This window comes from Pantoea sp. alder81 (assembly GCF_020179835.1).
In the GTDB taxonomy this organism is placed as follows: domain Bacteria; phylum Pseudomonadota; class Gammaproteobacteria; order Enterobacterales; family Enterobacteriaceae; genus Pantoea.
In genome coordinates this window covers 23,716-36,043 of sequence record NZ_JAIUDA010000010.1, presented here as the reverse complement: position 1 = coordinate 36,043, position 12,328 = coordinate 23,716, and the positions used below count along the sequence as shown (strand labels likewise).

At 57.0% G+C, this 12,328-nt stretch carries 12 protein-coding genes; 1 reads left to right on the top strand and 11 read right to left on the bottom strand.

The features are described 5' to 3' along the window. Nucleotides 1–22: 22 nt before the first annotated feature. The 11 genes from LBW88_RS22275 to mntP all read right to left on the bottom strand — a co-directional run bounded on the left by LBW88_RS22275 (nt 23) and on the right by mntP (nt 11,588). Complete coding sequence (locus LBW88_RS22275; protein WP_224934279.1) at nt 23–859, bottom strand: fumarylacetoacetate hydrolase family protein; 837 nt, start codon at nt 857–859, stop codon at nt 23–25. A gap of 281 nt (nt 860–1,140) precedes the next feature. Then, nucleotides 1,141–1,962, bottom strand: a complete 822-nt coding sequence (locus LBW88_RS22270; protein ID WP_224934278.1) for a M55 family metallopeptidase — start codon at nt 1,960–1,962, stop codon at nt 1,141–1,143. 238 nt (nt 1,963–2,200) lie between these two features. Further along, nucleotides 2,201–3,247 carry a P1 family peptidase gene (locus LBW88_RS22265; RefSeq protein ID WP_224934277.1) on the bottom strand — a complete coding sequence of 349 codons (1,047 nt, stop codon included), beginning with the start codon at nt 3,245–3,247 and terminating at the stop codon, nt 2,201–2,203. 2 nt (nt 3,248–3,249) lie between these two features. Next, the gene (locus LBW88_RS22260) at nt 3,250–4,134 is read right to left on the bottom strand and encodes an ABC transporter permease subunit (RefSeq protein ID WP_224934276.1); all 885 of its coding nucleotides are present in this window, start codon (nt 4,132–4,134) and stop codon (nt 3,250–3,252) included. Continuing rightward, on the bottom strand, nt 4,134–5,063 hold the full coding sequence (locus tag LBW88_RS22255) for an ABC transporter permease (protein ID WP_224934275.1): 930 nt from the start codon (nt 5,061–5,063) through the stop codon (nt 4,134–4,136). The genes LBW88_RS22260 and LBW88_RS22255 overlap by 1 nt, the downstream gene beginning before the upstream one ends. 89 nt (nt 5,064–5,152) lie before the next feature. After that, nucleotides 5,153–6,694 carry a glutathione ABC transporter substrate-binding protein gene (locus LBW88_RS22250; protein WP_224934274.1) on the bottom strand — a complete coding sequence of 514 codons (1,542 nt, stop codon included), beginning with the start codon at nt 6,692–6,694 and terminating at the stop codon, nt 5,153–5,155. 21 nt (nt 6,695–6,715) lie between these two features. Continuing rightward, entirely contained in the window at nt 6,716–8,581 is a 1,866-nt protein-coding gene (locus LBW88_RS22245) for an ABC transporter ATP-binding protein (RefSeq protein WP_224934273.1), read from the bottom strand. Between the two features lie 15 nt (nt 8,582–8,596). Then, nucleotides 8,597–9,562 carry an N-acetyl-D-Glu racemase DgcA gene (gene dgcA / locus LBW88_RS22240; protein WP_224934272.1) on the bottom strand — a complete coding sequence of 322 codons (966 nt, stop codon included), beginning with the start codon at nt 9,560–9,562 and terminating at the stop codon, nt 8,597–8,599. 1 nt (nt 9,563) lies between these two features. After that, nucleotides 9,564–10,571: an N-acetyltransferase DgcN gene (gene dgcN / locus LBW88_RS22235; RefSeq protein WP_224934271.1), complete on the bottom strand. Its 1,008-nt coding sequence runs from the start codon at nt 10,569–10,571 to the stop codon at nt 9,564–9,566. A 247-nt stretch (nt 10,572–10,818) separates the two neighbouring features. Then, the gene (azuC, locus tag LBW88_RS26665) at nt 10,819–10,896 is read right to left on the bottom strand and encodes a stress response protein AzuC (RefSeq protein WP_224934435.1); all 78 of its coding nucleotides are present in this window, start codon (nt 10,894–10,896) and stop codon (nt 10,819–10,821) included. Nucleotides 10,897–11,015: 119 nt separating this feature from the next. After that, the gene (mntP, locus tag LBW88_RS22225) at nt 11,016–11,588 is read right to left on the bottom strand and encodes a manganese efflux pump MntP (protein WP_224934270.1); all 573 of its coding nucleotides are present in this window, start codon (nt 11,586–11,588) and stop codon (nt 11,016–11,018) included. Nucleotides 11,589–11,871: 283 nt separating this feature from the next. Between mntP and LBW88_RS22220 the strand changes: the two genes are divergently transcribed. Next, complete coding sequence (locus LBW88_RS22220) at nt 11,872–12,114, top strand: DUF1158 family protein (protein WP_200576115.1); 243 nt, start codon at nt 11,872–11,874, stop codon at nt 12,112–12,114. Nucleotides 12,115–12,328 lie beyond the last annotated feature (214 nt).

The window sequence follows — 12,328 nt, the reverse complement described above, 5'->3', positions numbered from 1 at the left end:
CGACGCATTTATGCGCACGGGGTTAAACAATGTGGTGGCGCAGACGGCCGATCTTTTCGATTTCCACTTCAATCACATCGCCGGGGAACATAAACAGCGGTGGCGTGCGTTTTTTACCGACGCCGCCCGGTGAACCGGTGATGATCACATCGCCTGCGGACAGCGGGCTAAATGCCGAAATGTATTCAATAATCTTCGCCACCGGATGCACCATGCTGGCGGTGGTATCGTTCTGCACTTCACGCTGATTCAACCAGGTTTTGATCGCCAGCTGCTGCGGATCGGGGATCTCATCTGAGGTGGTCATCCACGGGCCAAAGCCACCGGTTTGCTGCCAGTTTTTTCCGGCGGTAAACCAGGTGAACTGCATGTCGCGCACCGTGGCATCCATAAAGCAGCTGTAACCGGCAACATGTTGCAGCGCATCGGCCGCTTTAACCTGATAGGCTGCTTTGCCGATAATGACCGCTAGTTCGCCTTCGTAATCAAACTCCTGGGTGGTGGTCGGTTTCAGCAGCGGCTGCTCGTGTCCCGCCAGCGAATCGCTAAAACGGACAAACAGCGTTGGAGCTTCGATAGTCTCAGCAAACTCTTTGCGCTTGTCCGCGTAGTTCATGCCAACACAGAACACTTTGCCAGGATTTTCCACTACCGGAAGGAAACGGATAGCGCTGAATGGGTGATCTACTGGTTGAGAACGAAAGACTTCCAGGTCGCTGACCGCGCCGCGTTGTAACAAAGATTTCAGGTCCGGGCATTCCGCACCGAGTCGCGAACCGACATCAATCACGCCCTCTTCCCGCACGATTCCGTAACTTTTTCTTTCCTGGTCAATAAGATAAAAACTGCAGAGCTGCATGACTGCCTCGTTGTTATATATAAATTGCGCGCAGGTTACCAAAAGCCAGCAGGAAATGCGGTACGACCTGCCAATATTATGCCTAAGCGTTGATGCGTGATTGCTGATCTATTGATTGCCATCCATGGCAACCCTGCAAACATCAGTTGAGTGCGCAGTCGTGGCAACCCTGCGAGCATCAGTTTGGTGCGCTGTCATGGCAACCCTGCGAGCATCAGTTTGGTGCGCTGTCATGGCAACCCTGCGAGCATCTGTAGGGTGCGCATTCATGCGCACCAAAACTACGACTGCGTACTCGCCAGATAGGAGAATGCACTCAGCAGACTGATCAGCGTGCCCATCTGGTCGGCGCGATAGCCCACAGTGACGCCATCAATGCGGGTGACGCCGGGAATCAGACAGAACAGATCCGCGAGCACGGGTTTGCTGGCTTGTAACTGCATATCATAAGGTGCGGTCAAACGCGTGGTGCTGACCTGCCGTGCACGTTGTACCGCAGCGGTGGCAGCAGCGCGAATGGCGTTTTGCGCGGCTTGCGGGCTGATGGATTCGGCGCAGGTGTGGGAAATCGCGCGTTTCACACAGACGTAATCCACCGACGGATAGTGTTCTGCGATCCAGCCTTGCAGCTGATCGTCACCGCTCACCAGCCACAGCGGCGTGCCCTGTTCGGCGGCGGCGGCAGCGTAGATGTCGCTTTCGCCCATCACTTTACCGTTGATATGGATGCGCCAAAACGCACGGCCGTTGATGGTATGCGCCAGCACGCCAGGTTCGCCCGCCGCGCTGTGATAGCCGATAAAGAACAGGCCATCGAAAGGCTGCTGCTCAATACCTTCTACCATTGATAACCCACGCGGCTTGCCTTGCACCATGCGCGCACGCGGATCGATGTTTTCCGCGCGCAGGTTGGTCATTTGCGCATGGCTGTCGGCCACCACCACTTCGGTGGCTCCGCCTGCAAACGCGCCGTCGATGGCGGCGTTCACTTCCTGTTCCATCAGCCCGCGTGCCAGCTGGTGTTCCGCATGGCCGGGTGAGCACTGTTCCGGACGCATCACGCCCGCAATACCTTCAATGTCAGCAGAGATGAATATTTTCATAAGTCAGGCAAATTCCGTGCGGGTTGAAACACGGTCGCCATAAATGGCGACCCTACGGGGAACTGTGCGTCAGAGGCAGCATTGAAGCTGACCGCAGATGCTGATGAAAGAGTCGCCATAAATGGCGACACTACGGTTAACTTAGCGTCACAGGTGGCTTTCAAGCCGATCACAGGCGCTGCTGAAAGAGGGGCCATAAGGGGCGATCGCGTCATTAGCAGTAAAGCTGATGGCGGCACTACGGTTTGGCCAGTTCATCCAGCACCTGCGTCAATGACGGGCGATGATGGCCGCGAAAACCCGTAACCGCTTCGGCGCTTAACAACGCATCCAGCACCGCGTGTTCCGTGGCATCGGCAGCGGCGGCAAGCAGCGGTTCCAGCGCCGCATCGTCCGGCGGGTTTGGCTGCGTTTGCGTGGAGAAGGCCACGGCAATATCGCCTGATCCATGTCCCCAATAACTGCCTAAACGACCTAATCCGGCACCGGCGCGTTTGGCGATACGCTTGAGCTGGCGCGCATCCAGTGGTGCATCGGTGGCCATGATAATGATGATGGAGCCGGCATCGCGCTGCGGCGTCAGTTCTGGCAGCAGCGGCCCAATCATCTCGCCGAGGCGCACACCATCCAGCGTCAATGCGTTCAGCGCACCAAAGTTGGCCAGCACCAGCACGCCCAGGGTGGCATCCAGTGAAGGGATTAACCGCGATGCACTGCCAATCCCGCCTTTCAAACTGAAACAGCTCATACCGCGTCCGGCTCCGACGCTGCCTCGCGCAAAATCGGCTTGTGCGGAATTCAATGCATCCTGCGCCATGGCTTCGGTCACCGCTAACGCCTGAATGTCATTCAGCCAGCCATCGTTGCACTCCAGCGCCAGTGGATTCACCGTCGGTAGGCTGCGGCCCAGCTCAGGGTTACGGCTGATCGCATCGCGCACCAGCGTGGTAAACAGCGTGCCGACTGCCAGCGTGTTGCTAAGTAAAATCGGCGTTTGCAGCACGCCCAACTCTTCTATTTGCACCAACCCGACCGGCTTGGCAAAGCCATTGAATACCGACGCGCCGCAAGGCAATGGGCTCAGAAACAGGTTATCGCCTGGCGGAACAATCGCCGTCACACCGGTTTGTCTCTCACCGTCTGCCAGCGTGTGATGGCCGACGCGCACGCCGGGCACATCGCTGATGAGATTGGTGGCGCCGCAGGCACTGCGCGGTTGCCCGAGCTGGCGATCAGTGCGCCAGCGTTGCAGCAGCAGATCGCGCTGCAGTTGTTGGAAATCCATGTTTAGCTCTTCAGTTTGGGATCGAGCGTATCGCGCAGCGCATCACCCAACAGGTTAAACGCCAGCACGGTGATAAAAATGGCCAGGCCGGGGAACACGCTGACGTGCCATAAGCCCGCCATCATCATGCTACGGCTCATCGCCAGGATATTGCCCCACTCCGGCACATCCGGTTCTGGACCAAGGCCGATAAAGCTCAAGCCTGCCGCAGTGAGAATACTGGTGCCGATACGCATGGTAAAATAGACAATCACATTTGAGAGCGTGCCCGGCAAAATATGGCGCAGCATAATCACGCGGTCAGGCGCGCCAGCACAGCGCACGGCTTCCACATACGCAGCCTGCTTGAGTGATAACGTTGAAGCCCGCACGATGCGCGCAAACACCGGCACACTGAAGACTGCGACCGCGATAATCACGTTATTCAGCCCTGGACCAAGAATTGCTACCACCGCAATCGCCAGCAGCATGCCGGGAAAGGCAAACAGCACGTCGGAGCCACGCATGATCAGCATATCGACCCAGCGACCGTAATAGCCCGCCAGCAAGCCGAGCAGTACGCCCACCACCATGCCCAGCGTCACCGACAGCACGCCAACGTAAAGCGAGATACGTGCGCCATAGATAATGCGGCTCAGCAGGTCGCGCCCCAGATCGTCAGTGCCCATCCAGTGTGCGGCTGACGGCGGTGAAGACAAAGCCATCCAGTCTGGGGCCATCGGATCCCACGGCGCCAGCCACGGAGCGAAAATCGCCACCAGCACCAGCAGCAAGACAAAACCGCCTGAGACCAGTGCCAGTGGGTTACGCACAAAGGCATGCAGGAAATCGCGCCACGGCGAACGAATGGTCTGTGGCGTTGCGGCAGAGAGAGATTGTGTACTCATCACGACTCCTGTCGCAGGCGAATGGCTGGGTTGACCACGGCGTACAGCAGATCCACCAGCAGGTTAATCACAATAAATTCAAACACGAACAGCATCACCAGCGCCTGGATCACCGGCTGATCCTGCGCTTTGATCGACTCGATCAATAGCCAGCCCAGGCCCGGCCAGTTGAAGACGCTCTCCACCACGATCGATCCGCCGAGCAGAAAACCGAACTGCAAACCGAGCATGGTGATCACCGGGATCAACGCGTTGCGCATCACGTGTTTCCACGTCACCAGCCGATTACGCAGCCCTTTGGCCTTGGCGGTGCGCACGTAATCTTCCTGCGCCACTTCAAGGAAAGCCGAACGGGTGAAACGCGCCATGACGGCGGCCACAGAAGAGCCGAGCGTAATCGCGGGCAGAATGATGTCGCTGGCTTTATTGAAGCCACTCACTGAGAACAGGCCAAAGGGCATGGCGACGAACTGGATCAGCAGCAAACCGAGCCAGAAGGTCGGCATCGAGATGCCGCCGACGGCCACGCTCATCAACGTCCAGTCCTGCCATTTGCCGCGCTTCAACGCTGCCAGCACACCAAGGAACAAGCCGAGGATCACCGACCAGGCGAAGCCCGCCAGCGCCAGCCACATCGTTGGCATAAAGCCTTGTTTGATCACCTCCAGCACCGGTTGCTGGGTGCGGTAGGTGACGCCGAGATCGCCACGTAACAGTCCGCCAATCCAGTTAACGTACTGTTGTGGCAGCGGATCGTTGAGTCCAAGATGCTGGCGTGCGGCTTCCACCGCCTCGATTGGGGCATCTGGCCCGGCGTAAATGCGCGCCGGATCGCCGGGTAGCAGCTTGATAAAGCCGAATACCAGGAGCGAGACCACCAGCAGGACGGGGATCATCTCCAGCAGCCGACGAATGATGTATGCGAACATGCGGTTCCTTTTGGATGGGTGTCCAGGTGCGCCATCAATGCGCACCCTTCAATTTAAGGCCGCCATTGATGACGACCATTACCGCATCTCTACTTAAATGAAGCTTGGGTATAAATGAAATTGCCATCTGCCAGCATCGACACACCGCTCAGGTTGCTGCGCTTGCCGACCAGGTTGTCCGGCGTGCCGAGGAACGCGACGGGCGCCTCTTTCCACAGCAGTTTCTGTGCTTCGGCATAAGACTCACCGCGCCTGGCCGGATCCGCTGTGGCTAACCCACCGGCAATCGCCTTATCGACGTCCGGATTGCTGAAGTACGAGACGTTGTACGAGGTCGGTACCCAGGATTCGGTGGCATACAGTGGACGCAGCGCCCAATCTGCATCGCCGGTCGAGGTTGACCAGCCGCCGTAGTAGAGGTCGAACTCGGCTGCTTTAGGATCCTTCACACCCCACAATTTGGCATTACGCGTGCCGGAATCCATTGGCGTCACCGTGGCGCGAATACCGACGGTAGCCAGCTGGGCTTTCAGCACCTGTGCCGCACGCACGCTGGCGGTAGCATTGGTGGTCCACAGTTTCAGATCCAGACCGTTCGGGTAACCTGCCGCTTTCAGCAACGCTTTGGCTTCATCCGGCGCATAGCGATAATTCGGCTCGCTCTGCTTCTGATAGAACTGTACGCCTTCCGGAATCGCGGACGTGGCGGGTTTCCCCATGCCGGCAAACGCCACTTTCAACCACAGATTGCGGTCGATGGCGTAGTTGATCGCCTGACGCACGCGCACATCCGCCAAAGGTTTATGCTGGGTGTTGATCGCCATGTAATAGAGATAAATGCTCGGATCGCGCTGGATCGCTAATTTACTGTCGCTCTGAACGGTGGCGATCAGATCCGATGGCAGCGGCCAGATCGCATCAACCTGTCCTGATTTCAGTGCGGCGACGCGCGTGGCATCTTCCGGGCTTGGCGAGAAGGTCACTTTATCCACCTTCGGCCAGCCTTTCTGCCAGTAGGCGTCGTACTTCACCAGCGAAACGGCTTTACCCGGCTGCCACTCCACAAATTTGAACGGACCGGTGCCGACCGGATGCAGGCGCAGCTGGGCCTCTTCCGGATACTGTTTGAGCGTGGTCGGGCTCCACATCACCGCCGACGGGTGCGCGAGAGTGTTGATGAAGGCACCAAAGGATTGGTTCAGATCGACTTTAACCTGATCCGGCGCAAGTACGGTGACCCTGGCAATCATCTTGTACAGGCTGTTGCGCTTCAGGCCTTTGGTCTGATCGGCAAGGCGATCGAGGTTGGCTTTCACCGCCTCGGCATCAAACGGCGTGCCGTCCTGGAAAGTGACGCCTTTGCGCAGCGTCAGGGTAAATTCGGTGGCGCTGTCATTGCTGGTATAGCTGGTCGCCAGCCAGGGTTGCAGCTTCATCTGCGCATCGAACTGGAACAGGCGTTCAAAGATACCGCTCTGTACCGAGTAACTGACGTTATCCGAGGTATCGTGTGGATCGAGTCCGGTGATATCGGCGTACATCGAAATGCGCAGATCCTGCGCCTGCGCGGCAGCAGCCAGCGCGAGGGTCAAGCCAAAAGCCAGTGACGAGCGGCGAAAAATCGATTTCATGAAATCTCCTGGTATTGAGCGTTAGCGCGATGCAATGTCGTCAGCGACCCAGTGTTGCGGCGCAACCTGGCGGTAACGGGGTTTAATGACCGTTTCACCCACCTTGCGCAGCGGCGATGGAATTTCGCTGTCTTCGAAAGTGCGGGGTTGACGGTTCTGGGGATCGGCTACCGGCACCGAGGCCAGCAGACGTTGGGTATAAGGGTGTTGCGGTTGATTGAACACCGACTGGCGCGGCCCGAGTTCGACAATCTGGCCGAGATACATCACCGCCACGCGATTGGCGATACGCTCCACCACCGCCATGTCATGCGAGATGAAAATCCACGCTACGCCGGTCTGCTTTTGCAGGTCCATCATCAGATTGACCACCTGCGCCTGAATCGACACATCCAGCGCCGAGACAGCTTCATCGGCGATAATGACTTTCGGTTTCAGCGCCATGGCGCGGGCAATCGCAATACGCTGGCGCTGGCCGCCGGAAAATTCGTGCGGATAGCGCTGCGCATGTTCTGGCAGCAGGCCAACGCTTTTCAGTAAGGCCTCAACCTGTGGCGTGGCTTCCTCCAGCGATTTCACCAGGCCATGCAGCATTAACGGCTCGGCAATGGTGAAGCCGACGGTCAAACGCGGATTGAGTGAGGCGTACGGATCCTGAAATACCATCTGGATTTCGCGTCGCAGCGGCTGGAACTCTGCTTCTTTCAGGTTGGCAATTTCACTGCCCTGGAAATGAATGCTATCGGCATGACTCTTAATCAGGCGCATCAGCGCACGGCCAGTGGTGGATTTGCCACAGCCGCTTTCGCCAACAATCGCCAGAGTTTCGCCCGGCCACAGGCTGAAATCGATCTGCTCTACCGCGTGCACCTGATGGGTGAGCGCCGAAAAGATGCCGCTGCGAATCGGGTAGTAAACTTTTAGACCGCGCACATCCAGCAGTGGCGTTTCGTCATAACGCGCGGTGCGCTGTTCACCGCTATCGGTAGGCTGCGCGCCGACCAGTGGAAAACGCTGTGGCCACGCGTGTTCACGCATATCACCCAGTTTGGGTACGGCGGCGAGTAACGCTTGAGTGTAGGGATGCTGCGGCGCGTTGAAGATCTCCGCGACCGTGCCCTGTTCTACCACTTCACCGCGCAGCATCACCACCACACGGTCTGCAATTTCCGCCACCACGCCCATGTCGTGGGTGATAAACAGCACCGCCATCTGCTTCTCGCGTTGCAGATCGCGCAGGATGTGGAGAATACGCGCCTGCACCGTCACATCCAGTGCGGTAGTCGGCTCATCGGCAATCAGCAGTTGTGGATCGCACACCAGCGCTTGAGCAATCATCACGCGCTGACGCATGCCGCCTGACAGCGAGTGCGGATAGCTTTTCATTACGCGATCGACATCGGCAATACGCACCTGACGCAGCAGATCACGCGCCCGCGCCATGGCAGTAGGTTTGTCACACAGCTGCTGATCACGCAGGGCTTCGGTGAGCTGATCGCCCACGCGCAGCACCGGATTGAGCGAGGTCATCGGCTCCTGAAATATCATCGCCATTTCACGACCGCGCAAGGTGCGGCGCTGGTTTTCATCCAGCTTCTCCAGCGCGTGTGTTTTGCCCTGACGATCGCGGAACTGCATATTGCCGCGATCGATCCGGCCTGACGCCGGCAGTAAGCCCATCACCGCCAGAGAAGTGACCGATTTTCCTGAGCCGCTTTCACCCACCACCGCGACAATTTCACCGGGGTGAATGGCAAAGCTGATGCCTTTAAGCGCCTGGTTTTCGCCGCTACGACCGCGAAACGAGACGCTGAGATCCTGAATCGCGAGTACCGGCGCGGAACCGGCAACGCTGGCGGCGTTGGGAGAGAGTAAAGTGTCCGTCATCGTTGCCTCTTGCGGTTACAGCCAGATTCGGCCCTGAGAGTAAGAAAGGAAGGGGGAGCTGTCGGCTGCCAGCCAAATCGGGCCATCCAGATCGATATGTTCTGCGGCAATCGCCACAGGTAACGCCGCTTCCATCGCCAGTGAAGAGCCCAGCATGCAGCCCACCATCAGACGCATATCCAGCTTTTGCGCTTCTTCGACCATCGCTAACGCTTCGGTCAGGCCGCCGCACTTATCCAGCTTGATGTTGATCATCTCGTAGCGATTACGCAGCCCGGCGATGTCTTCACGCGTGTGGCAGCTCTCGTCGGCACAAATCGGAATGGGATGGGCAAAGCGCTGCAGGTCCTGATCCTGTCCGGCAGGCAACGGCTGTTCGACCATGGCGATGTTGAAGGCTTGCAACGCGGTGAGCAGGCTTTGCAGATCCACGCCGGACCAGGCTTCGTTGGCATCAATGATCAGAGTGGCGCGCGGTGCCGCTTTTCTGATGGCTGCCACCTTCTCTAAAATCTCGTCACGGTTGAGTTTGATTTTCAGCAGGATGGCGCCGCGCGATACCGCATCAGCGGCGGCGGAAGCCATGTTTTCGATGGAGTCGAGACTTAAGGTTTCGGCGGTGATCACCGAAGGCGGTGCAGCGCGGTCGCACTGCTGCCACAGCGTCTGTTTTGCCAGCGCGGCATCAAGACGCCACAGCGCACAGTCCAGCGCATTACGCGCTGAACCGGCAGATAAACGGCGTTGCAGATCGAGTCGACTTAAGCCCGCTTCGACATCCTCACGTATCGCTTCCAGCTGCGCTTGCACACTGTCTGGCGTCTCATCGTAACGCGGCGTCGGCGTGCACTCGCCACGACCAATAAAGCCGTTTTGCTCCAGCGTCACACGGATGACGGTGACGGCCGTACGCGTGCCACGCGAGATAGCGAAAGGACGCGCCAGCGGCAGCTCGATCACTTCAATCTGCATGCGCCGCATCTTAGCCACGCTCCTGCAGCAGTGCGGCGATATCAGCAATTCCGAAACGCACCGGGTCGGTGGCAGGCACGCCGAATTCCGCACTGACTTCCGCACAGAAGGCACGGGCTTCTTCTTCGCTATAGTTGGAGGTGTTGATGGCAAAACCAGCCAGTTGCACGTTGTCGCTGGTGACGTGTGCCGCGCGCAGGTTGGCTTCTACGCAATCTTTCAGGCTGACCATCGGTTGATGCGGCAAGTGGCGCATATGAGGACGGCCCATTTCGTGGCACATCACCAGCCAGTGCGGCTGGGCACCGTGAATCAGGCCCATGCTGACGCCCGCGTAAGAAGGATGGAACAGCGAACCCTGACCTTCGACGATATCCCAGTGGTCGGCATCATTGGCTGGCGACAGGGCTTCGACCGCACCGGCGATGAAATCGGCAATCACCGCATCGATAGCAATACCTTCACCCGCCACCAGAATGCCGGTTTGGCCAGTGGCGCGGAAATCCGCTTTCATGCCGCGCTCACGCATCGCAGCTTCGAGTGCCAGCGAGGTGTACATCTTTCCGACTGAGCAGTCTGTACCGACAGTAAGCACACGCTTACCTGTACGCTTTTTACCGCTGCCGACGTTCAGTTTTGGACGCATATGGCGCAGGTCAAACAGCTCAACGCCAAACTCCTGGGCTAACGCCACCAGCTCGGGCTCATCGACCAGCCGGTGGTGCAAGCCGCTCGCCACGTTCATACCGGCTTTGATCGCGCCTTTGACGGTGTCGAGCCAGTGCTCCGGCAGATAACCACCGGCATTGGCGGTGCCCAGTACCAGGGTTTTCGCGCCACGTTGTTTCGCTGTAGCGATGTCGAGCACGTCCAGACCTAAGCTGACGGTGCAGCCTGGCAGTTTGATTTCGCCCACGCACTGCTCTGGTCGCCAGACGTGAATGCCGCGTGCGGTTTTAGCAGCCAGGGGATCGGTGACATCACCAAGGAAAAGTAAGTAGGGTTGTGGGATCAGCATGATGTTTCTCGTTTCAGACGGGTTAGAGGGCCTGAATCGACTATTCCATGCGGGTTAAGAGGTGACGAATGCTTGTTTGGTAGCGGGGTATAACATCAGGCTATAGCCAGATCGAAAACTGATGGTGAGTGGCACTAAGCCATTGATAGGAGTTAGATTCGAGGAATAAATAGACGGGAGAGATAAGAAAATCATTGATAACCACAGGTCGTTCCCTGACCGCGATTATCGAGGGTATTCGTCGTACTTAGTGAAGCGCACCGGGTGGGACGTGTTTAAAGGTCTCAACATAGGTACGGAACACGTAACGGAAAAAGCGTTTCATTAGCTACCTGGCTCAAAATTTGTTGAAGAATTACGCGAAAATTATAACTAACGCGCGTTTTTCACGCAAATAAATTTGAGCCAGATCACAAAAAAGAGGGTTAATGCGGATACCTGAGTTTAGCCGAAGAGGTTGAGATGTTGATTCAGAATGGTGCAGCCGATGCTGATCAGTACCAGTCCGCCCAGCACTTCAGCCCATTTACCCATCACCGGACCGATAAAGCGTCCCACCATCACTCCGGTGGTGGCCATAATCGTGGTGGCCGCGCCGATGGTCAGCGCAGTAAGCACGATATTCACCTGCAGGAATGCCAGGCCCACGCCCACGGCCAGCGCATCAAGACTGGTTGCCACCGCGGTCAGCGCTAAAACCATGAAGCCATGACGCTGTGGCGCTTCGCACGGTTCATCTGCCGTTTGACGGAAACCTTCCATCATCATGCGGCCGCCCAGCACGGTTAACAGGCCAAACGCCACCCAGTGATCCCATGCCATGATATAGCGGCTTGCCGCCAGACCAATCGCCCAGCCAATCAGCGGCGTCAGCATTTCAATGACACCAAAGATCAGACCGGTGCGCAGCGCTTCTTTGAAATTCGGGCGATTCAAGGATGCGCCTTTGCCCAGTGCTGCGGCGAAGGCGTCCATCGACATACCAAAGGCCAGAATCAGAGTTGCGATAAATGTCATGGGTTTTCAATCAATGCCGCGGAAAAAGCGTTCAAACCAGCGATTTTCCGCATCTATTGTTCAGTAATGAAAAAGTGCGCGCAGTCTAGCACGCAAAATCACCAAAAAAAAGACAGTAAAATCATGGATTTAAGTATAGCAAAGGCTATAACTCTTAACTGACGCTATTTATTACGCTAAGTGGATGGAATAGAAGAATTTTCTTAGGGTTATCCGGCACAGGGATTGCACCACGCCGCCGTTTTGTGCGCTAATGCCCGCGCTCATTGATAGGAATATTGTGATGAAAAACCCGTTTGAAACGCTGATCATCCCTGGCGGAATTCTGCTGCTGGGCTTTCTCTCCGCGCTATTGCTGCCTGCGCCGCAGTTCGGCCTGGATCTGTCCAGACGGATTCAGGAGATGCTGCATTTGCAGGACCTCAATCAGCTTTACACTATCGTGTTTTGCCTGTGGTTCCTGCTGCTGGGCGCGATTGAGTTTTTTGTCATCCGCTTTGCATGGCGTCTGCTCGCTAAGAAGTGATCCCCCACCGCCGCGTAATGCATTTTTCCTCTGACCTCTGTCTGTCGCGGCGGAGAAATTAACACCCACAAAAATGTAACATTAGTTTTACACGATCTGGCGAAATATCACGCAACATAAAAACCGCATAAATAATCAATTCATCACAAACTCAATATTATCATGCAGTTAATATGTGACGCCGCTCACTCTCTGAACATTACCCTGCTCATTC